The sequence below is a fragment of the Jannaschia sp. Os4 genome (assembly GCF_016820245.1).
Taxonomy (GTDB): Bacteria; Pseudomonadota; Alphaproteobacteria; order Rhodobacterales; family Rhodobacteraceae; genus Jannaschia.
Genome location: NZ_JAFCAR010000005.1, coordinates 43,072 through 62,143, shown reverse-complemented (window position 1 = coordinate 62,143; position 19,072 = coordinate 43,072). Strand labels below are relative to the sequence as shown.

Below are 19,072 nucleotides of genomic sequence, written 5' to 3'. Positions count from 1 at the left end.
GATCCGTCACCCGCGCGCGCCCGTGGGCGGTGGACGCGGGGGCCGGCTCGGCCCGCACCCCGCGTCCCGCGCGCATGCTACAGCGAGGCGGCCGTGCGTCGCACGATCTCGACGCGCTGGGCGTTGGGCGGGTGCGTCCCGAGGAAGCGGTCGCCCGGATCGGGGATGCGCGCGAAGTAGGCGGCGCCGCGCACGGGGTCGAAGCCCGCCCGCGCCGCGATCCGCGTGCCCAAGGCATCGGCCTCCAGCTCGAAGTCCTTGGAGTAGCGCCGCGCGCCCACCTGCGCGCCCGCGCGCGCGAGCTGGTCCGCCGTGCCCCGGTCAAGGCCGGAGGCCGCGCCGATCACCGTCCCGATGATCGCGCCCGTCGCCGCGTTGTTGCGCTGCCGGGCGATGTGGTCGGCGATGTGGTGCGCGGCCTCGTGGGCGATGACGAAGGCGATCTCGTCGATGTTGCGGGTGTCCGCGATCAGCGCCTGCGTGAAGGTCAGGAGCGGTCGCCCGTTCGGCGCGAGGCTCTGGAACGCGTTGGCCGGCGCGCGCGGGTTGGGATCGACGCGGATCAGGAAGTCGCAGTTCCCTTGCCGCGACTGGCGGCAGACCTGCTCGGCGACCGGCTCGACCCGGGCGACGGCGGTGCGGAAGTTGGCTTGTGCGTTCGACCGGTCGATGCGGTCGGTGGTCGGCTGTGGTGCGGTCGGGGCCGTGGGCGTCGGCGTGACCACGCAGCCCGAGACGAGCAGCGCGACGGCGACGATCACGGCCACGGGGGAAACCAAGGTGCGGCGCATGGCATTTCCTCGTGGGGGATCACATATGTCCCCGGACAGTAGCACGGAGGCGCGCCATGTCAGGTCATGTGTCGGGCGATGGCGGCGATCCGGCGGTCCGCGTGCTCTACAACGCCGAATGCCCGGTCTGCAGGTTCGAGATCGACCACTACCGCGGGCGCGTCGAGCGCGACGGGCTCGGGGTCGGGTTCGACGACCTCAACGACGCGGACGCGCTCGCCCGCTGGGGGATCGACGCCGACGCCGCCGCGCGCCGCCTCCACGTGGTGCGGGACGGCCGCGTGCTCGCGGGCATGGACGCGTTCCGCGCGCTCTGGTCCGAGATGCCGCACATGCGCTGGGCCGCCCGCGCCGCCGGCTGGCCGGGTCTGCGGCAGGGGCTCGACTGGCTCTACGAACGCGTGGGCGCGCCGCTGCTCTACCGCTCCCACCTCCGGCGGCAGGGGAGGGGCTGATGTTCTCGGTCGAGCACACGTTCGACGCCACCGTCGTCACCTTGGTCGACGAGGGCGAGAGGGACACCCCGCCGGGCGAGGACGTGATCGTCTCGCTGTTCGAGGAATGCGTGACGCTCGTGCAGCTCGATCCGCGCTCGGGCGAGCCCGTGACGATCACGCTCACCGCCGGGCAGGCCCGCGACCTCGCCGCCGCCCTCGACCTGCCCGAAGGGGTGTATCGCCGCCGCTGAGGCGGGGGGGGGTGCGCGCCGTTCCGTCCGGCCGTTCGTGACGCGACTGCCCGCGACCGCCTTGCGGGTTCCGGTCCGAGCGCCGAAACGGGGGCATGACCCGCAAGACCCTCCTCGTCACCGGCGCATCCTCCGGGATCGGCGCCGCCACCGCGATCATGGCGGCCACCGACCACGACCTCGCGCTGCACTTCAACGCCAACCACGCCGGGATGGAGGAGACGGCGCGGGCCTGCCGCGACGCGGGTGCCCGCGTGACCACCCACCGCGCCGACCTGTCCGACCCGTCCTGCGTGGAGGAGCTATTCGCCGCCTTCGACGAGGCGCATCCCCGCCTCGACGGCTTGGTCAACAACGCGGGGATCGTCGCCGAGGCGGCGGAGGCCACCGCCTACGGGGCGGACCGCGTGGCCCGCATGGTGGCCGTCAACCTCACCTCCCCCATCCTCGTCGCCGGACAGGCCGCGCGGCGGATGCGGGAGGGCGGGGCCATCGTGAACGTCTCCTCGGCGGCGGCGAAGCACGGCGCGCCGGGGCAATACGCGGACTACGCGGCGACCAAGGGCGGCCTGGAGGTGTTCTCCAAGGGCCTTGCGCAGGAGCTGGCCCCGCGCGGCATCCGCGTGGCCGCCGTGCGCCCCGGCATCGTCGCCACCCCGATCCACGCCAAGGGCGGCCAGCCCGACCGCATCGACCGCCTCGGCCCCACCGTGCCGATGGGCCGCGCGGGCACGGCGGACGAGATCGCCCGCGCGATCCTCTGGCTGCTGTCGCCGCACGCCTCCTACGTCACGGACGCGGTGCTCGACGTCTCGGGCGGTCGGTAGGAACCCGCCGCTCCGCCCGGGTCCGCCGGCAGGGCGCTGCCCGAACCCCGCCCCCGCCCGGAATCGTCTGGATCGCGGGCAACGCCGCCACTATCTGCGGCGTTGTGCGGAAAGCGCGACTCGCCCGACGGATGTGGGGCGGTCGTCCACGGACAAGGATGGAGGGCCGCCATGCGCGACCGCCTCGACCCGCTGATCGCCGAACGGGCCCCGTGGCTCTTCCGCGAAACGCTCGCCGCCAAGGCCGCATGGACCGGCCTCGGGAAGCTCTTGGCCTACGAGCGCTCGGTCGAGATCGGCGCGCACTACGTCGACAAGCCCGTGCCCGAGATCATGGCCGACATGGCCCGCCGCATCGCGCGGCGCGTCACGTGGGAGGGGCGGGGCAACCTGCCGGCCACCGGACCCGCGCTGATCGTGGCGAACCACCCGACCGGCATCGCGGACGGGATCGTCCTGCACCACGTCCTCCGCGACGTGCGCGAGGACGCGTTCTACTACGCCAACTCGGACATCCTGCGCGTCCTGCCGCAGTTCTCCGACATCGTCGTCCCCGTCGAATGGCGCGAGGAGCGGCGCACGGTCTCCAAGACGCGCGAGACGATGGCCCTGACCCGCAAGGCGCTCGACGCGGGCCGCCTCGGCGTGATCTTCCCGTCGGGCCGCCTCGCAAAGCGGCGGGGCCTGTCGCTGCACGAGCGCCCGTGGATGGCCTCCGCCGCGATGATCGCGCGCAAGTTCGCGCTGCCGGTCGTGCCGGTCCACATCCGCGCGCGCAACTCGGCGCTGTTCTACGCCTTCGACGCGATGCACCCGACGCTGCGCGACATCACCCTGTTCCACGAGACCCTGAACAAGGACGTCCAGCCCTACCACATCCGCTTCGGGCGCCCGATCGACGGGGCGGCGCTGCCGAAGTCGGCCGAGGACGGGATCGAGGTGCTGCGCGAGGCGGTGCTGCGCCTGCCGGGCGAGCGGCACGGCGAGATCGACCTGACGCGCCACCGCCCCGGCCTGCGGATCGGCGGGCGGCGCACCGCCTGAACGGCTAGAGGCGGTCGCCCAGCAGGAACTCCGCCGCCCGGTCGAGCCGGATGTGCGGCGGGCCCGATCCGGCCCGCAGCGTCGAGGGCGCGGGCGCGAAGGCCTCCACGCCGAACGCCCCGCCGGGCCACTCCGCGTCCCCGCGCGCGGCCGCCGCCAGCAGGGCCGACGGGTCGCCGGGCAGCGCGCCGGGATCGAGCGACACGGCCCGCCCGTCCGTCAGCCGCCCCCGCACCAGCCCCACGGTCGCGCCGCCATGCGCGCGCTCCTCCTCCGTCGTGGCGCGGAGCGAGGCGAGCGCCAGCGTCTTCGTCTCCGCGCCCGCGAAGTCGGCCCGCGACTTGGCGTCCCGCACCATCGCGTCGAGGATCGCCTGCAGCCGCGCGTGCTGCGCGTGGTGCAGGTGGTCCGCCTTGGTCGCCGCGAAGAGGATGCGATCGGTGCGCTTGAGCCCCACCAGCGACGCCAGCCACCCCGCCCGCCCGGGACGGAACGCGCGCAGGATGTCCGTGACCGCCCCGCGCATCTCCTCCAAGGCCCGCGGCCCCCGCTGCAGCGCGCCCAGCACGTCGAGCAGCACGACCTGCCGGTCGATCCGGGCGAAGTGGTCGCGGAAGAAGGGCCGCGCGACGCCGCGCTTGTAGGCCTCGAACCGCCGCGCCATCTCGGCCCGGAGCGATCCCCGCGGGGCGTCGCCGGGCGGCAGCGGCGCGAAGGTCAGGGCGGGCGACCCGGCAAGGTCGCCGGGCAGGAGGAACCGCCCCGGCGTCAGGTCGTAGGCCCCCGCGTCCCGCGCCGCCTGCAGGGCGTCGGCGTAGAGCGCGGCGAGCCGTGCCGCCTCCGGCTCGTCGAACTTCGCCGCGGCCTGCGCCGCGCGAGCCGCGTCCAGGAACGGCGCCGCCGCATCGGGCCACCCTTCCAGCCGCGCGAGCACGTGGGCCGACCATTCGTCCCACGACCGGTCGAGGAGCGCGACGTCCAGCAGCCATTCGCCGGGGTAGTCGAGGATGTCGACATGCAGCACCCGCGCGCCCGTCACCCCGCCGAGCAGCCCCGTGGGCCGCACGCGCATCGACAGGCGCAGCTCCGACGTCGCCCGCGTGCCGTCGGGCCAGCGCGGCGCCGGCCCGGTCATGTCCGCGAGGTGCCGCTCGTAGGCGAAGCGCGGCACGGTGTCGTCGGGCTGGGGCTGCAGGAACGCCGCCTCGATCCGGTCGGCGGCGGAGAGGCCGGGCATCCGCCCGCGCTCCAAGAGGTTGGCCACGAGCGACGTGGTGAACACCGTCTTCCCCGAGCGGGACAGCCCCGTCACGCCCAGGCGGAGCGTCGGCTCGAACACCTCGCCCACGCCCTGCACGATCCCCTCGGCGCCCCGCGTCACCGCATCCGCCAGCCGTCCGATCATGCGCGTCCTCCCGTTGCCCCGGACATGGGCGAGGCGGGAGGCGGGGGCAAGGTTGCAGGCGCGTCCCGCCCCCGCTAGCCCGCGCGCCATGCCCCGATACGCGATGCGCGTGGAATACGACGGCGGCCCCTTCGCCGGGTGGCAGCGCCAAGACGGCCCCGACACCGTGCAGGCGCGCCTGGAGGCGGCCCTGCGCGCGCTGGAGCCGGACGTCCCCTCCGTCGCGGCGGCGGGCCGCACCGACGCGGGCGTGCACGCGACCGGGCAGGTGGCGCAGGCCGACATGGGCAAGGCATGGCGCGCTGACCGCCTGATGGGCGCGGCGAACTGGCACCTGAAGCCCGCGCCCGTCGCCGTGACCGCCTGCGCGCGCGTCCCCGACGACTGGCACGCGCGCTTCTCCGCGACTGAGCGGCGCTACACCTACCGGATCATCGCCCGCCGCGCCCCGCTGACCACCGAGCGGGGGCTGGCGTGGCGCGTCCCCGGACCGCTCGACCCGCGCGCGATGGCCGAGGCGGCCGGGCACCTGATCGGCCTGCACGACTTCACGACCTTCCGCGCCGTCCATTGCCAGTCCGCCTCGCCCGTCAAGACGATGGACGAGATCGCCGTCGAGGCCGTGGACCGCCCCGACGGGCAGGAGATCCGCCTCCACCTGCGCGCCCGGTCGTTCCTGCACAACCAGGTCCGCTCGATCGCGGGCACCCTCGAGCGGGTCGGCGCGGGCGCGTGGCCTCCCGGACGCGTTGCGGAGGCGCTGGCCGCGCGGGACCGCGCCGCCTGCGGCCCGGTCGCCCCGCCGGACGGGCTGACCCTGACCGGCGTGGGCTACCCGTCGGACCCGTTCAGCTCGACCACGACCTGAACCGAGACGCGGGTCTCGACCTCGCCCCGCTCGACGGGAACGCCCGCCATGCGCGCCTCCATCATCACCGGACCCGGCGCGGCGTCGACGGGCCCTTCGGTGATCGAGACCACGGGCCCCACCTCCAGCCCCGCCGCCCCGGCGTAGAGCCGGGCCTTCGCCATCGCGTCCGCGAAGGCCGCGCGGCGCGCCTCGTCCTCCGCGGCACGCGGCGCGGACAGGCCGAACTCCGGACCCGACAGCCCGTTGGCCCCGTCCCCCACGGCGGCGTCGATCAGCGCGCCCAGCCCGTCGAGGTCCCGCACGCGCACCGTCAGCACCGTCTCCGCCACGTAGCCCGCGATCCGCGCCTCGTCGCCACGGTCCCAGCGCGGGCCGAGCGAGAGCCGCCCCGTTTGCAGGTCGCGCCCCTCCACGCCCGCCGCGCGCAGCCGGTCGGCCACCGTCTCCGCCGCGCCCGACATCGCGGCCAGCGCCGCCTGCGCCGTCGCCGCCTCGCGCGCCACCGACACCCGCAGGGTCGCCATGTCCGGCGCGGCGGCCACCGTGCCCGCCCCGGTCACGGTCAGCGTCGTCTGCGCGGCGGCCGGCGCGCCGAGCAACGCGAGCATCAGGGCGAACGGGCGAAGCAGGGTCATGGCGGTCCTCCGGTTTGCCGCCACCCTGCCCCGTCCGCGCGGCGGCGTCCCGCCCGCCCCCTAGGCACCGGCGGCTTCCCGCCTTAACCTCGGCGCAGCCTCCGGGTGTCCGTCGCGCCCCGGCGGAGCCGGTGGTAGCGGAGGGGCCATGACACCGCAGGTCGCACTAGATCTCTCGCAGGACGGCATCGCCCTCCTGTCCCGCGCGCCCGACGGCGCGTGGTGGCGGGAAGGGGCGGTCCGTCTCGACGACCCCGCCCTCGCCGAGGGGCTGGCCCGCCTGCGCGATCGGGCCGAACTGCGCCACGGCCCCGACTTCACCTCCATCCTCGTCCTGCCCGAATCCCAGCTGCTCCTGACGGTCCTCGAACGGGACGACCGCCCGCCGCAGGCGACGATCCGCGCCCTGCTCGCGGGACGCACGCCCTACCCGGTCGAGGACCTCGCATTCGACTACGTCGAGCGGGGCGACCGGCTGCACGTCGCCGTGGTGGCGCTCGAGACGCTCTTGGAGGCCGAGACCTTCGCGCTCGACCACGGGATGCGCCCCGTGGGCTTCGCCGCCGCGCCACGCGACGCGGCCTTCCCCGCCGTCGCCCGCTTCGGGCAGACCGGCGTCGCGGAGACCTTCCTCGACGGCGACGTGCTGGAACTGGACCTGCCGCGCGAGGAGATGCGGATCGTCCCCGCCCCGCCCCTGCCCGAGCCGGACCCCGCGCCGGAGCCGCAGGCGTCCCCCGAGGCCGCCGCCGCGCCCGAGGCCGCTGCCGCGCCGGAGCCCGATGCGGTCGAGGCGGCACGGCCCGAAGAGACCCCCGCGCCCGCCGCCCCGGCGGCGCCCGCACCTGCCGCCGAGGCGGATGTCGCCGCCCCCCCCGCGCCGGTCGAGCCCGTCGAAGCCGCGCCCTTGGCGATCGACGTCGCGCCGGAAGCCGGGCCGGAACCGGAGGCCGAAAGCGAACCTTCCGCCGAGCCGGACGACGCCGACCCCGCGATGGACGACGCGCCCGCGGAGACGCCGACGGAACCCGGCCTGCCGCCCCTCGCCGCGGCGGCCGGGCTCGGCACCGGCCGGTCGCCCGAGCCTGCGCCGTCCCCCTCCGCCACCGCGGCGCCGCGCCCGCTCGTCGCGACGAAGGGCCGGGCGGCGGCGGAGGGGGACGACGCGTCCGCCCCGGCCTTCTCCACCCGGCGGAGCAAGCGCGGCGCCGCGGCGACGGCGGCGGGCGCGATGGGGCGCCTGCGGCCCCGTCTCGGCGCGCTGTCCGGCGCGTCCGACGCGCCCCGCGCCGAGCCGAAGCTCGGCGGCGGCGCCAAGACGTCTCCCCCGGCCGCCGTGCCGGGCCTCGCCGCGCCGTCCCGTGCCCCCGCGCCCCGTGCCACGGCGTCCGCCCCCGCGCCGTCCGCCCGCCCGCCCGCCGAGGACGGCGCCGCGGGCCGGGCCAAGCTCGTCGCCCAGATCGCCCGCGCCCGCGCCGCCGGGAGCGACATCCGCGCGAAGGGGACCGAGCCGACCTTGGCGGCGCCCCCCGCCACCGAGGCTGAGGCGCTCGCGCTGCCCGGCTACGCCCGCGAGAAGGCGCGGACGCCGAAATCCGCCGCTCGGCCCAAGCTCGGGCTCTGGCTCACCGTCGGCCTGCTCGTGGCGCTCCTGCTCGTGGCGATCTGGTCGGTGCTCTTCCTGCCCGGCGCGCAGCTCGCCGGGCTGTGGCGCGACGATCCCGATGACGCCGAGATCGTCGCCCTCGCGCCGGTCGAGCCGCCCGAGGCGGAGGCCGGGCGCGTGATCGCGCCCGCCCTCGTCCCCGCCTCCGAGGCACCGCCGCAGGCGGAGGCCTCGACGACCGTGGCGCTGCTGCCCGAGGGCGCCGCGCCGCCGCGCACCGACGGCGACGTCATTGCCCCGCCGGAGCCGCTCGCGCTGCCCTCCGTGCCCGCGGGCGCCCCCGAGGTGGAGCTCGCCGCCATCGACCCCGCCGCGGCGCTCCCGGGGCCCGAGGCCGCGCCCGAGCCCGCAGCCACGCCCGAGCCGGCCGGCGACGGCCCGACCGTGACGGACGGGCCCAACGGACCCGCGGCCCCCTCCGCGGACGACCTCGAGACGCTCTACGTCGCCTCCATCGACCCGGCCGTGCCGCAGGGCGACGCCGTCGCCCTCCCCCGCGCGCCGGCCGCCGACGCGCTGCCGGGCGGCACCGCGCCCGCCGCGCGGACGGCCCCGTCCGCCAATCCCCTCCCCGTGCCCGCGCCCGACGGGACCGCGGCCGAGGGCTACACCGTCGTCGCGGGACGGCCCGCGATCCTGACCGCGCCGCGTCCCGGCGGGACCGAGGCCGGGACCGGACCGCAGGCCCAAGGGCCGGAGACCACCGCCGATGCGCCGGACGCTTCGGACGCCGCAGGGACCCTCGACCCCGAGGCCGCCGCCGCGCGCGCGGAGTTGCGCCGCGTCGTTCCGCGCCAGCGCCCTGCGGACGCCGTCGAGCGGATCGAGCGCGCCCAGAACGGCGGCCTCCTGCGCAGCGAGCTGGCCCGCGTCCGGCCCCAAGAGCGTCCGGAGAGCGCGCAGGCCGTCGCCGCCGCGCTCCAAGCCGCCGCCGCCGCCTCCGCGCAGCAGGGCGAGCGGGCCGAGGCCGCCGCCGCCGCGCGGGCCGCCGCCGAGGCCGAGGCCGCCGACGAGGAGGCCGCGGCGGCCGCCGCCCGCGCCGCGGCCGCCGCCGCGATCCAGCCCGTGTCGCCGCTGGCCATCCCCGGCTCCGAGCGGCCCGACAGCCGCCCCCGCAGCGTCGAGCGGGCCGCCGCCCGCATCGTCCAGCGGCGCCAAGAGAGCCGCGAGGCCGCCACCCGCACCGAGACCGCGCCCGCCCAGCAGGCGACGCAGGCCGACCGGGGCCGCCAGCAGACTCGCGCCGCGCCCACCTCCGTGGCCCGCGCCGCGACCGAGCGGAACGTCCTGCGCCTCAACCAGATCAATCTGATCGGCGTCTACGGGCGCCCGTCCGCGCGGCGCGCGCTCGTGCGGCTGGCGAACGGGCGCTACGTCAAGGTCGAGGTGGGCGACCGGCTCGACCGGGGCCGCGTGGTGGCCATCGGCGACCGGCAGCTCCAGTATCAGCGCGGCGGACGGAACGTCGTGCTGCGGATGCCGCGCGTCTGACAGGCGCCGTGCGCGTCGTCCTCCTCAACCCGCGGCACACGGCGATCGGCAGCCGGGTGCCGGGCGAGCTGCTGCCGCCGCTCGGCCTGCTCGCCGTCGGCGGGCCTCTGATCGACGCGGGGTTCGACTGCCGCCTCGTCAACGCCGACCTCGACGACCTGTGCCCCGACGCGACCGTCGCCGCCGTCGCGGCCCACGCCCCCGACGCGGTGCTGATGGGCCATTCCGGCTCGTCCACAGCGCACCCGACCGTGGCGGACCTGTCCCGCCGCCTCCGCGCCGCGCTGCCCGGCGCGGTGCAGGTCTACGGCGGCGTGCATCCGTCCTACCACTGGCGCGAGGTGCTCGAGGCCTGTCCCGGCATCGACTGGATCGTGCGGGGCGAGGGCGAGGCGACGGCGCCGTCGCTGATGGCCGCCCTGCGCGACGGCACGGATCCGATCGGGCTGCCCGGCGTCGCGGGCCGGGCGGCCGGGACGCCGCGCTCCGGCCCGCCCGCGCGGATGCTGGAGGATCTCGACGCCGCCCGCATCGGGTGGGAGCTGATCGACGTCGCGCGCCACACCTACTGGGGCGGACTGCGCAGCGTGATCCTCCAGTTCTCGCGCGGCTGCCCGCATCTCTGCACCTATTGCGGCCAGCGCGGCTTCTGGACCCGCTGGCGCCATCGCGACCCCGTCCGCTTCGCCGCCGAGATCGCGCGGCTCGTCCGCGAGGACGGGGTCGAGCTGGTCAACCTCGCCGACGAGAACCCGACCTCCTCGCGCAGGGCATGGAAGGCTTTCCTCGAGGCGATGGTGGCCGAGGGCGTCGACGTGCAGATCGTCGGCTCCACCCGCGCGGACGACATCGTGCGCGACTCGGACCTCCTGCCGCTCTACCGCCGCGCGGGCGTGACGCGCTTCCTTCTCGGCCTGGAAGGCACGGACGAGACGACGCTGACCGCGCTGCGGAAGGGCGGTACCCGCTCCAAGGACCGCGAGGCGATCCGCCTCCTGCGCGCCCACGGCATGATCGGGCTGGCCACCTTCGCGGTGGGCTTCGAGGAGGAGACGGACGCCGACTACTGGCGCCTCCTGCGGACCCTGTTGGCCTACGACCCCGACCAGGTCATGTCCGTCCACGCCACCCCCCACCGCTGGACCCCCTTCTTCGCCGAGGCCAAGCGGCGGCGCGTGGTCCAGCCGGACCTCCGCCGCTGGGACTACAAGCATCAGGTGATGGACGTGCCGGCCGTGCCGCCGTGGCGCGTGTTCCTGTGGGTCAAGCTGATCGAGGCGGCGCTGCAGCTGCGGCCCCGGTCGCTCTGGCGCACCTACCTCCAGCCCGACCGGCGCCTGCGCCACGCGATGCGCTGGTACGCGCGGATGGGGCGGCGGGTCTGGCTGTCGGAGTTCGCCGACGCGCTCTGGCGCGTGCCCGCCCGCCGCGGCGCGGCGACGGTGGCCGAGGTCGCCGGCGCGGACCCGCTCCCCGAGCAGGCGATGGACCCGGTCCGGGTCAGGCACGTCGCGGCCGAGTGACGCCCCGGCCCGCAGGCCGGGGCGCGCGCGGGATCAGGCGGCCCATTCCCACGGGCGGGTGTAGTTGCCCATCACGGCGGCCACGTCGCGGTCCTCGGCCTCGCCGGTCTTCTCCAGCTTGGCCACCAGCCCGCGCTTCTTGTCCTCGACCACCTCGACGACGTGGGCGCTCACGCCCGCCTCCGACAGCGCGGCGTCGTAGACGCGCTTGATCGCCTCGCGGCGCAGGTCGGGCTTGAACACCTTGCCCACCGCCGTCTTCGGCAGCTCGTCCATGATCACGACGTGCTTGGGCACGGCGGCGCGCTCGGGCACCTTCTCCTTGCACCACGCCAGCAGCTCCTCCGGCGTGGCCGAGGCCCCCGCAACCAGCTCCACGTAGGCGCAGGGCAGCTCGCCCGCGAAGGCGTCGGGCTGGCCGATCGCGCCCGCCATCGCCACCGCGTCGTGGCCCGCCAGCGCCTCCTCGATCAGCGCGGGGTCGATGTTGTGGCCGCCCCGGATGATCAGGTCCTTGGCCCGGCCCGTGATCCACAGGTAGCCGTCCTCGTCCATCCGCCCGAGGTCGCCGGTCCGCAGGTAGTGGCGCCCGTCGACCACGTGGTAGAGGTCGCGGTTCTTCTCGGCCTCCGTGTAGGTCTGCGGCGCGTTCACGCCCGGGTTGGAGACGCAGATCTCGCCGGTCTCGTCCGTGCCGCACTCCCGGATGTCGCCGTCCGTCCCCATCAGGATCTTCACGTCCGTGTGCATGAAGGGGATGCCCACGGAGCCGACCTTCTTCTCGCCCTCGACCGGGTTGCACGACACGAGGCAGGTCGCCTCGGTCAGGCCGTAGCCCTCGACCACCGTGACCTGCGTGTCCCGCTCGAACCGCTTGAACAGCTCCAGCGGCAGCGGCGAGGAACCGGAGAACGCGGTCTTCACCGTCGAGACGTCCGCGTCGACGGGCCGCTGCATCAGCGCGGCCATCGCGGTCGGCACCGTGATGATGAAGGTCACGCCCCACCGCTCGCAGAGCTTCCAGAAGTTGTCGAACACGCCGTCGCCCCGGTAGCCCTGCGGCGTCGGGAAGACGACGTGCGCGCCCGACGCCACCATCGCCATCAGGATCACGTGGCAGGCGAAGACGTGGAACAGCGGCAGCGGGCAGATCACCACGTCCCGCTCGGAGAACAGCAGGCGGTGGCCGATCCAGCCGTTGTAGATCATCCCCTCGTGGGTGTGCTGCGCGACCTTGGGCATCCCCGTGGTGCCGCCGGTGTGGAAGTAGGCGCCCACACGCTGCGGGTCGCCGTGGTCCTCGAAGGCGAGCGAGGTGGGCTGCTTGATCACCTCCTTGGTGAAGTTCAGCACCTTCGCGTCGTGCCGCACGTCCACCTTGGGCCGGATCAGCGGCACGATGAACTTCTTCGCGCCCGTCAGGTAGCGGTGGAGGTCCACCTCCAGCACCGTCCGCACGTTGGGCGCCAGCTCGACCGCCTTCGCGACCTTCTGCGCCACGTCCGTCTTGGGGAAGGCGCGCAGGGTCACGACGACCTTGGCGTTCGTCTCCCGCAGGATGGCGCCGATCTGCTCGGGCTCCAGCAGCGGGTTGATAGGGTTCGCGATCCCCGCCACCGCCCCGCCCAAGAGCACCGCCGCCGTCTCGGTCGCGTTGGGCAGCACGTAGGCCACCACGTCGTCGGGACCGACGCCGAGGCTGCGGAACAGGTTCGCCGTCTGGGTGACCCGCGCGTGCAGCTCCGCCCACGTGAGCGTCTCGGCGGGCGCCTTGGGGTCGGAGAACAGCTGGTAGGACAGGGCCGGCCGCTGGCCGTGCGCGTCGCGGGTGCGCGTCAGCAGCTCGTAGATCGTGGCGGCGGGCTGGATGTCCGGCCACGGCTCCTTCGCGGCGATGTCGATGATGTCCTGTCGGCTGGCGAAGGTCGCCATGGTCGTGTCCTCCCCTTGGCGCGGCCGGGCCTCCCAACCCGCTTTGGACAAGGGTTTTGCGCCGCGCGGGGTGCGGGCGCAAGCCGGGGCGGGCGCGGGGGACGTGGCGTTCCGGTGGCATCGCCGCCGCCGCGCCCTACTCCGCCGCCTCCAGCCCCGCCGTGAACTGCAGCCGCGCGAGGCGCGCATACAGCCCGCCCTGCGCCACCAGCTCGTCATGCGTGCCCTCGGCCACGATGCGCCCATCCTGCATCACCACGATCCGGTCCGCCGCCTTCACCGTCGCCAGCCGGTGCGCCACGATGATCGTCGTGCGGTCCTCGGCCAGCCGCTCGACCGCCCGCTGCACGTCGCGCTCGGATTCCGCGTCCAGCGCGCTCGTCGCCTCGTCCAGCAGCAGGATCGGCGCGTCGCGCAGGATGGCGCGCGCGATGGCGATGCGCTGCTTCTGCCCGCCAGAGAGCATCACGCCGCGCTCGCCCACGTAGGTGTCGTAGCCCTCGGGCAGCCGCGTCAGGAAATCGTGCGCCGCCGCCGCCTTGGCCGCCGCCACGATCTGGCCGTCCGTGGCGTCGGGGTTGCCGAACGCGATGTTGTCCCGCGCGGACGCGGCGAAGATCACCGGATCCTGCGGCACGAGCGCCATCAGCCGCCGGAAGTCGTCGCGGCGGATGTCGCGCAGGTCCACCCCGTCCAAGGCGATCCGCCCCGCGTCCGGGTCGTAGAACCGCTGCAGCAACTGGATCACCGTCGACTTGCCCGCCCCCGACGGCCCGACCAGCGCGACGGTCTCGCCGGGACGCACCCGCAGCGTCACGTCGTCCAGCGCCTTGGTCTCGGGCCGCGTCGGATAGCGGAACGTCACCCCCTCGAAGGCCACGCCCTCCCGCAGCGCGGGCACCGGCGCCGCGGCGGCGGGGTCGCGCACCGCGTCCTCCACCTCCAGCAGCTCGATCAGCCGCTCGGTCGCGCCCGTCGCGCGCTGCAGCTCGCCCCAGATCTCCGACAGGGCGCCGACGCTGCCCGCCACCATGATCGCGTAGATCAGGAACTGGATCAGCTCGCCGATGGTCATTACCTCGGCCCGCACGTCCCGCGCCCCGATCCAGAGCACGCCGACGATCCCCGCGAACACCAGCGCGATGACGATCACCGTCATCACCGCGCGCACCCCGATCCGCGTCTGGGCCGAGCGGAAGCTGTCCTCCGTGACGGAGTCGAACCGCTTCGCCGCCTCGCCCTCGAACGTGTAGGCCTGCACCGTCTGCGCCGAGAGCAGCCACTCGGAGGCCCGCCCGGACGATTCCGCGATCCAGTCCTGGTTCTCGCGGCTCAGCTTCCGCAGCCTGCGCCCGAGGATCACGATGGGCAGGATCACCGCCGGCACGATCAGCAGCACCAGCCCCGCCAGCTTGGGCGCGGTCCAGATCATCAGCACCATCCCGCCCGCCAGGATCAGCACGTTGCGCAGCGCGACGGACACGCTCGAGCCGATCACCGACAGCAGCAGCGTCGTGTCCGTTGTGATGCGCGACAGCACCTCGCCCGTCAGGATGCCGTCGAAGAAGTCGGGGCTCATGCGGATCATCCGGGCGAACGCCGCCTTGCGGATGTCGGCCACCACCCGCTCGCCCAGCCGGGTCACGAGGTAGTAGCGCAGCCCCGTCCCGATCGCGAGCGCGCCCGCGATGGCCAAGGCCGCGCCGAAGTAGCCGTCCAGCAGCGCCTCCGCGCCCGTGTCGAACCCGTCCACCACGCGCCGCACGGCCAAGGGCAGGATCAGCGAGACCACGGCCGTCAGCACCAGCGCCGCCAGCGCCGCCACCACCCACGGCAGGTAGGGCCGGAAGAACGGGATCAGCCGCGTGAGGTTGCCGACCTCCTTGGACCCCTCCCGGTCCTGCTCGCGCGCGATGTCGGCCATGCGGTCCTCCCCGGCCCCGGAGGTATAGCCGGCGGAGGGATCGTGCAACGCGGCGTTGCGCGGCGTCATCCCACGCGCCGGTGCGTCGCGCCCTCCTCCGCGCGGGCGGCGAAGCCGTGGCCCTCCCAGAAGGACGCCGCGCGGGCGTCGGCAGCCCGCAGGCGCAGCACGTCGAAGCGGCCACGCGCCCGCCGCAGAAGGGCCTTCGCCAACGCCGTCCCGATGCCCGCGCGACGATGCTCCGTCAGGACGTAGACGTGCCGCATCCGCCCCACGCGGGCGTCCTCCAGATAGGGATCGACGCTCAGGCCGCCACAGCCGACGAGCGCGGCACCCGACCACGCGGCCAGCAGGACCGCGCCCGGCGCGTCGAACCCCGTGCCCCCCGTCCGCATCCGCGCGAGGAAGCGATAGCCCTCCGCGACGGAGGCCTCGATCAGCGGATCCAATGCCGGATCCGCGGGACGGAGCGTGGTGATGCGACAGGGTTCGGGCATGCGGCGGGCGGAGCGGGTAGACGGAATCGAACCGACATAACCTGCTTGGAAGGCAGGGGCTTTACCATTAAGCTATACCCGCCCGGCATCGCTCCCGTAACGTCCCGCCGGGCTGCTTGGCAAGGGGCCGGGCGACCCCGCTCCGTGCTCCACTGTGGCAACTCCGCGCCGGTCATCCGATGACACGGTGCCTCCGGTCGCCATTCCCCGCACCCTGCGCCATGGTCCAGTCGATTTCGTCACACCCCGTCCCCCGGGAGATCAAGATGTTCCGCTCGCTGCCCGCCCTGACCCTCGCCTGCCTCTGGGGGGTGCCCGCCGCCGCCAGCATCTGCGGCCCGTCCGTGGTGGTCGCGCCGGGCGACACCATGAACAAGATCGCCGCCCGCTGCGGCGTCACGACCGAGAGCATCCAAGCTGCCAACCCGCTCGTGGACCCCTATCGGATGGCGGTGGGCCAAGCGCTGACCATCGACCCCAATGCGGTGCTGCCCGGCCTGCCGGGCAACCGCCCGCCCGACCCGGACGGCGCGGGGCCGTTCCTGTCGTGGATCGAGCTCGCCCCGGACGAGCCGGACCCGGCCCTCGGCGGCACGCCCGCGCCGACCCTCGCGGCCGCCCCGTCCAGCGCCACGGGCGCGATCCAGACCACGCCCCTGCCCGCCGAGGTGGGCCTCGGGGCGGTGACCGACACGGCGGCGGGCGACGACCTGCGGCCCACGGCCCCCACCGTCGTGGGCGCGACGCCGCTGCCCGACGCGATCCTCGACGCGGTGCCCGACGCGCCAGGCACGCCCGCCGCGCCCGCCGCCCCCGGCCCGGTCGTGGCCGCCGTCGCGCCCAGCGGCATCGGCGCGCCCGTGAACCCCTACGACCCCGCCCTCGCCGCGCAGGTGCCGCCCTTCCCGATCACCACCAACCTCGGCACCCCGCCGCGCCCCTCGGTCGTGCGGTCGCGCCCGGCCGCCACCCGCCAGGCCGCGCCGCAGCGCGCCCGCCCGCAGCCCCAGCGCCAGCGGTCCCAGCCCGTCATCCGCCTGAGCCGCGCGCAAGCGGCCGCCGCCCTCGCGGCGATCCGCGCGGGCCAGCGGTCCGGCACCATCGGGGGCCTCAACCTCGCCGACCCGCGCCAGCGCCGCGCCCTGCGCCGCGCCCTCGGCCAGTAGCCCGCGCGGCAGGGCGCGGGCGAGCGGGTCAGCGCAGCCGGTTGACGTGGCCCATCTTGCGGCCGGGCCTGACCTCGGCCTTGCCGTAGAGGTGGACCTGCGCGCCCGCCTCGGCCCGGATCGCCTCGATGCGGTCCATGTCGTCGCCGATCAGGTTCTCCATCTCCACGTCCGCGTGCCGCGCCCCGTCGCCCAAGGGCAGGCCGCAGACCGCGCGCACGTGCTGCTCGAACTGGTCCACCGCGCAGCCGAGCTGCGTCCAGTGCCCCGAGTTGTGGACCCGTGGCGCGATCTCGTTGACCACGAGGCCCCCCGGCGTGACGAACAGCTCCACCCCCACCACGCCCACGTAGTCCAGCGCGTTGAGCACCTGCCCCGCGAGCAGCGCCGCGTCCGTCCGCAGCCGCGCGGGCAGGTCGGCGGGCACCGTCGTCGTCCGGAGGATGCCGCCCTCGTGCACGTTCGCGCCGGGGTCGTAGGCGGAGACCGCCCCGTCCACCGACCGCGCCGCGATCACCGACACCTCCGCCGAGAAGTCCACGAACCCCTCCAGGATCGCCGGCGCGCCCGCCATCGCCTCCCATGCGGCGTCGGCATCGCCGGGGGACATGATCCGCGCCTGCCCCTTGCCGTCGTATCCCATGCGCCGCGTCTTCAGGATCGCGGGCGCCCCGATCTCCGCCAGCGCCGCGTCCAGCGCGGCCCGGTCCGGTACGTCTGCATAGGGCGCCGTCCGCAGGCCCAGCCCCGACAGGAAGTCCTTCTCCGGCAACCGGTCCTGCGCGACCTCCAAGGCCCGCCGCCCCGGCCGCACCGGCACATCGCCCAGCGCGTCGAGCGCGGCGAGCGGCACGTTCTCCCACTCGTAGGTCACGACGTCGACCGACGCCCCGAAGGCGGCCAGCGCGTCCGCGTCGTCCCATCTGGCCCGCGTCCAGTCCGCGCTCACCCGCGCGGCGGGCGCGTCCGCCGGCTCGTAGACGTGGCAGTCGATCCCTAGCCGCGCCGCCGCCAGCGACAGCATCCGGCCCAACTGCCCGCCGCCGAGGATGCCCAGCCTCACTCCGGCGCCTCCGGGATCGAGGCCGACAGGTCCGCCCGCCACCGCGCCAGCCGCTCCGCCAGCCCGGGATCGGACAACGCGAGGATCTGCGCCGCCATCAGCCCCGCGTTCGCCGCGCCGCCGATGGCCATCGTCGCCACCGGATAGCCGCGCGGCATCTGCACGATCGAATGCAGGCTATCGACGCCCCCCAGCGCCTCCGTCCGCACCGGCACGCCGACCACGGGCAGCACCGTCTTCGAGGCCAGCATCCCCGGCAGGTGGGCCGCCCCGCCCGCGCCCGCCACGATCACGCGGATGCCCCGCCCGGCCGCCTCGGTCCCATAGGACCACAGTCGGTCCGGCGTCCGGTGCGCCGAGACGATCCGCGCCTCGTGGGCCACGCCCAGCTCGTCCAGCACCTCGGCGGCCGCCTTCATCGTGGGCCAGTCCGAGGTCGATCCCATCACGATGCCCACGACGGGGTCGTCGGCGGCGCTCATGCGATGATGTCCGGGGTCAAGCGATCCTCCACGCGCGCGATCTCGTCCTTCAGCGCCAGCTTGCGCTTCTTCAGCCGCCGCACCGCCAACTGGTCGGGGCGCGGGGCCTCCTCCAAGGCGGCGATGGCGTCGTCGAGGTCGCGGTGCTCCTGCCGCAGCAGGCCCAGCTTGGCCCGCAGCACCTCCTCGGTGTCCATCTCGGCGGGCGGCTTCATGCGAGGGGCGACTCCCGGCGACTGCGCCCCGCTCCTACACCCCCCGCCGCCCCCCGCAAACCCCGCCATCTTGCGGCGTATGCCCCGCACCCCCACATCGATGGGCGACCCCGGTGCCGATGCACGGGCCGGGACCACATCGGATCGCTACAGCAGGACCCGAGCCATGACGACCAAGCCGACCTTCGGGACGCACCCGTTCCTCCTGGGCTTCGAGGATCTCGAACGCCTCGTGGAGCGCACCGCGCGCGCCTCCGACGGGTATCCGCCCTACAACATCGAGCAGACCGGCTCGGAGGGGTTCCGCATCACCCTCGCGGTGGCGGGCTTCGCCGAATCCGACCTCTCGATCACGCTGGAGGACCGCCAGCTGATGGTGCGCGGACGCCAGGCCGAGCCCGAGGGCCGCACCTTCCTGCACCGGGGCATCGCGGCGCGCCAGTTCCAGCGCGCCTTCGTCCTCGGCGACGGGGTGGAGGTGGGGGGCGCGTCCCTCGAGAACGGCCTCCTTCACGTCGACCTGCAACGATCCGTCCCCGAGAACGTTGTCCGAACGATCCGCATCGAGACCGGATCAAGGGACGAAGGCTGAAGGAGACGCACATGGCGTATCATCAGGATATCGAGCGCGTCGGCGGCTCGTTGGTCTACGTCCGCAAGGTCGAGATCGACACCCTGCCCGAGCGCATCAAGGCCGAGGCTCGCGAAGGCGGCCTCGACGAACTCTACGCGCTGCACCGCGCCGACGGCGAGCAGGTGGCCCTCGTGGGCGACCGCAGCCTCGCCTTCAACCTCGCGCGGCAGAACGACCTCGACCCGGTCAGCGTGCACTGAGACGACGGCGCGCCCCTC

General features: G+C 75.0%; 19 protein-coding genes and 1 tRNA gene. 10 read left to right on the top strand and 10 right to left on the bottom strand.

Annotated features, from left to right (window positions below; all coding sequences use genetic code 11):
* Positions 1 to 77 precede the first annotated feature (77 nt).
* Complete coding sequence (locus JQC91_RS13975) at positions 78 to 791, bottom strand: M48 family metallopeptidase (protein ID WP_203287707.1); 714 nt, start codon at positions 789 to 791, stop codon at positions 78 to 80.
* Between the two features lie 56 nt (positions 792 to 847).
* On the opposite strand from JQC91_RS13975, the gene JQC91_RS13970 reads away from it, so the two are divergent.
* The 4 genes from JQC91_RS13970 to JQC91_RS13955 all read left to right on the top strand — a co-directional run bounded on the left by JQC91_RS13970 (position 848) and on the right by JQC91_RS13955 (position 3,350).
* Positions 848 to 1,246 (top strand): DUF393 domain-containing protein, encoded by a 399-nt coding sequence (locus tag JQC91_RS13970; protein WP_203287705.1) that lies wholly within the window; start codon positions 848 to 850, stop codon positions 1,244 to 1,246.
* The gene (locus JQC91_RS13965; RefSeq protein WP_203287703.1) at positions 1,246 to 1,479 is read left to right on the top strand and encodes a hypothetical protein; all 234 of its coding nucleotides are present in this window, start codon (positions 1,246 to 1,248) and stop codon (positions 1,477 to 1,479) included. Before JQC91_RS13970 ends, JQC91_RS13965 begins: the two co-directional genes overlap by 1 nt.
* Before the next feature lie 95 nt (positions 1,480 to 1,574).
* On the top strand, positions 1,575 to 2,306 hold the full coding sequence (locus JQC91_RS13960; protein WP_203287702.1) for an SDR family oxidoreductase: 732 nt from the start codon (positions 1,575 to 1,577) through the stop codon (positions 2,304 to 2,306).
* 171 nt (positions 2,307 to 2,477) lie between these two features.
* A complete protein-coding gene (locus JQC91_RS13955) occupies positions 2,478 to 3,350 on the top strand; it encodes a 1-acyl-sn-glycerol-3-phosphate acyltransferase (protein WP_203287701.1) in 873 nt (290 codons plus the stop codon).
* A 4-nt stretch (positions 3,351 to 3,354) separates the two neighbouring features.
* Here the strand turns inward: JQC91_RS13955 and JQC91_RS13950 are convergent, their stop codons facing one another.
* The gene (locus tag JQC91_RS13950) at positions 3,355 to 4,755 is read right to left on the bottom strand and encodes a YcjX family protein (protein WP_203287700.1); all 1,401 of its coding nucleotides are present in this window, start codon (positions 4,753 to 4,755) and stop codon (positions 3,355 to 3,357) included.
* A gap of 88 nt (positions 4,756 to 4,843) precedes the next feature.
* Between JQC91_RS13950 and truA the strand changes: the two genes are divergently transcribed.
* Entirely contained in the window at positions 4,844 to 5,623 is a 780-nt protein-coding gene (gene truA / locus JQC91_RS13945) for a tRNA pseudouridine(38-40) synthase TruA (RefSeq protein WP_203287699.1), read from the top strand.
* Here the strand turns inward: truA and JQC91_RS13940 are convergent.
* Positions 5,587 to 6,261, bottom strand: a complete 675-nt coding sequence (locus tag JQC91_RS13940) for an SIMPL domain-containing protein (RefSeq protein ID WP_203287698.1) — start codon at positions 6,259 to 6,261, stop codon at positions 5,587 to 5,589. The genes truA and JQC91_RS13940 overlap by 37 nt on opposite strands.
* A 148-nt stretch (positions 6,262 to 6,409) precedes the next feature.
* Here JQC91_RS13940 and JQC91_RS13935 point away from each other — a divergent pair, with 148 nt between their 5' ends.
* Both JQC91_RS13935 and bchE read left to right on the top strand, forming a co-directional pair.
* Complete coding sequence (locus tag JQC91_RS13935) at positions 6,410 to 9,418, top strand: hypothetical protein (protein WP_203287697.1); 3,009 nt, start codon at positions 6,410 to 6,412, stop codon at positions 9,416 to 9,418.
* A gap of 8 nt (positions 9,419 to 9,426) precedes the next feature.
* Positions 9,427 to 10,941: a magnesium-protoporphyrin IX monomethyl ester anaerobic oxidative cyclase gene (gene bchE / locus JQC91_RS13930; protein ID WP_203287696.1), complete on the top strand. Its 1,515-nt coding sequence runs from the start codon at positions 9,427 to 9,429 to the stop codon at positions 10,939 to 10,941.
* A 33-nt stretch (positions 10,942 to 10,974) separates the two neighbouring features.
* Here the strand turns inward: bchE and JQC91_RS13925 are convergent, their stop codons facing one another.
* The 4 genes from JQC91_RS13925 to JQC91_RS13910 form a co-directional block, all read right to left on the bottom strand.
* The gene (locus tag JQC91_RS13925; RefSeq protein WP_203287694.1) at positions 10,975 to 12,873 is read right to left on the bottom strand and encodes an acyl-CoA synthetase; all 1,899 of its coding nucleotides are present in this window, start codon (positions 12,871 to 12,873) and stop codon (positions 10,975 to 10,977) included.
* A 136-nt stretch (positions 12,874 to 13,009) separates the two neighbouring features.
* Positions 13,010 to 14,797, bottom strand: a complete 1,788-nt coding sequence (locus tag JQC91_RS13920; RefSeq protein ID WP_203287692.1) for an ABC transporter transmembrane domain-containing protein — start codon at positions 14,795 to 14,797, stop codon at positions 13,010 to 13,012.
* 65 nt (positions 14,798 to 14,862) lie between these two features.
* Complete coding sequence (locus tag JQC91_RS13915; protein ID WP_203287690.1) at positions 14,863 to 15,294, bottom strand: GNAT family N-acetyltransferase; 432 nt, start codon at positions 15,292 to 15,294, stop codon at positions 14,863 to 14,865.
* An 11-nt stretch (positions 15,295 to 15,305) separates the two neighbouring features.
* Positions 15,306 to 15,376: transfer RNA gene (locus tag JQC91_RS13910), tRNA-Gly, on the bottom strand.
* 184 nt (positions 15,377 to 15,560) lie between these two features.
* Between JQC91_RS13910 and JQC91_RS13905 the strand changes: the two genes are divergently transcribed.
* Entirely contained in the window at positions 15,561 to 16,460 is a 900-nt protein-coding gene (locus JQC91_RS13905; RefSeq protein ID WP_203287688.1) for a LysM domain-containing protein, read from the top strand.
* A gap of 28 nt (positions 16,461 to 16,488) precedes the next feature.
* Here the strand turns inward: JQC91_RS13905 and JQC91_RS13900 are convergent, their stop codons facing one another.
* Genes JQC91_RS13900 through JQC91_RS13890 form a run of 3 tightly spaced genes read right to left on the bottom strand, consistent with a single transcriptional unit; the run spans position 16,489 to position 18,220 of the window.
* The gene (locus JQC91_RS13900) at positions 16,489 to 17,523 is read right to left on the bottom strand and encodes a 5-(carboxyamino)imidazole ribonucleotide synthase (RefSeq protein WP_343069980.1); all 1,035 of its coding nucleotides are present in this window, start codon (positions 17,521 to 17,523) and stop codon (positions 16,489 to 16,491) included.
* Positions 17,520 to 18,005, bottom strand: coding sequence for a 5-(carboxyamino)imidazole ribonucleotide mutase (gene purE / locus JQC91_RS13895; protein WP_203287686.1), 486 nt, complete (start codon positions 18,003 to 18,005; stop codon positions 17,520 to 17,522). Before purE ends, JQC91_RS13900 begins: the two co-directional genes overlap by 4 nt.
* Positions 18,002 to 18,220 (bottom strand): DUF465 domain-containing protein, encoded by a 219-nt coding sequence (locus JQC91_RS13890; RefSeq protein WP_203287685.1) that lies wholly within the window; start codon positions 18,218 to 18,220, stop codon positions 18,002 to 18,004. Before JQC91_RS13890 ends, purE begins: the two co-directional genes overlap by 4 nt.
* A gap of 166 nt (positions 18,221 to 18,386) precedes the next feature.
* On the opposite strand from JQC91_RS13890, the gene JQC91_RS13885 reads away from it, so the two are divergent.
* Positions 18,387 to 18,812, top strand: coding sequence for an Hsp20 family protein (locus JQC91_RS13885; protein WP_203287684.1), 426 nt, complete (start codon positions 18,387 to 18,389; stop codon positions 18,810 to 18,812).
* Between the two features lie 11 nt (positions 18,813 to 18,823).
* A complete protein-coding gene (locus JQC91_RS13880; protein ID WP_203287683.1) occupies positions 18,824 to 19,054 on the top strand; it encodes a DUF1150 family protein in 231 nt (76 codons plus the stop codon).
* The last annotated feature ends 18 nt before the right edge of the window (positions 19,055 to 19,072 follow it).

Coding starts and splice junctions, on each gene's coding strand:
- JQC91_RS13880 (WP_203287683.1), top strand. CDS start 18,824: ATGGCGTATCATCAGGATATCGAGCGCGTCGGCGGCTCGTTGGTCTAC.
- JQC91_RS13950 (WP_203287700.1), bottom strand. CDS start 4,755: ATGATCGGACGGCTGGCGGATGCGGTGACGCGGGGCGCCGAGGGGATC.
- truA (WP_203287699.1), top strand. CDS start 4,844: ATGCCCCGATACGCGATGCGCGTGGAATACGACGGCGGCCCCTTCGCC.
- JQC91_RS13890 (WP_203287685.1), bottom strand. CDS start 18,220: ATGAAGCCGCCCGCCGAGATGGACACCGAGGAGGTGCTGCGGGCCAAG.
- JQC91_RS13940 (WP_203287698.1), bottom strand. CDS start 6,261: ATGACCCTGCTTCGCCCGTTCGCCCTGATGCTCGCGTTGCTCGGCGCG.
- JQC91_RS13925 (WP_203287694.1), bottom strand. CDS start 12,873: ATGGCGACCTTCGCCAGCCGACAGGACATCATCGACATCGCCGCGAAG.
- purE (WP_203287686.1), bottom strand. CDS start 18,005: ATGAGCGCCGCCGACGACCCCGTCGTGGGCATCGTGATGGGATCGACC.
- JQC91_RS13915 (WP_203287690.1), bottom strand. CDS start 15,294: ATGCCCGAACCCTGTCGCATCACCACGCTCCGTCCCGCGGATCCGGCA.
- JQC91_RS13885 (WP_203287684.1), top strand. CDS start 18,387: ATGACGACCAAGCCGACCTTCGGGACGCACCCGTTCCTCCTGGGCTTC.
- JQC91_RS13935 (WP_203287697.1), top strand. CDS start 6,410: ATGACACCGCAGGTCGCACTAGATCTCTCGCAGGACGGCATCGCCCTC.
- JQC91_RS13905 (WP_203287688.1), top strand. CDS start 15,561: ATGTTCCGCTCGCTGCCCGCCCTGACCCTCGCCTGCCTCTGGGGGGTG.
- JQC91_RS13970 (WP_203287705.1), top strand. CDS start 848: ATGTCAGGTCATGTGTCGGGCGATGGCGGCGATCCGGCGGTCCGCGTG.
- JQC91_RS13955 (WP_203287701.1), top strand. CDS start 2,478: ATGCGCGACCGCCTCGACCCGCTGATCGCCGAACGGGCCCCGTGGCTC.
- JQC91_RS13920 (WP_203287692.1), bottom strand. CDS start 14,797: ATGGCCGACATCGCGCGCGAGCAGGACCGGGAGGGGTCCAAGGAGGTC.
- JQC91_RS13965 (WP_203287703.1), top strand. CDS start 1,246: ATGTTCTCGGTCGAGCACACGTTCGACGCCACCGTCGTCACCTTGGTC.
- JQC91_RS13960 (WP_203287702.1), top strand. CDS start 1,575: ATGACCCGCAAGACCCTCCTCGTCACCGGCGCATCCTCCGGGATCGGC.
- JQC91_RS13975 (WP_203287707.1), bottom strand. CDS start 791: ATGCGCCGCACCTTGGTTTCCCCCGTGGCCGTGATCGTCGCCGTCGCG.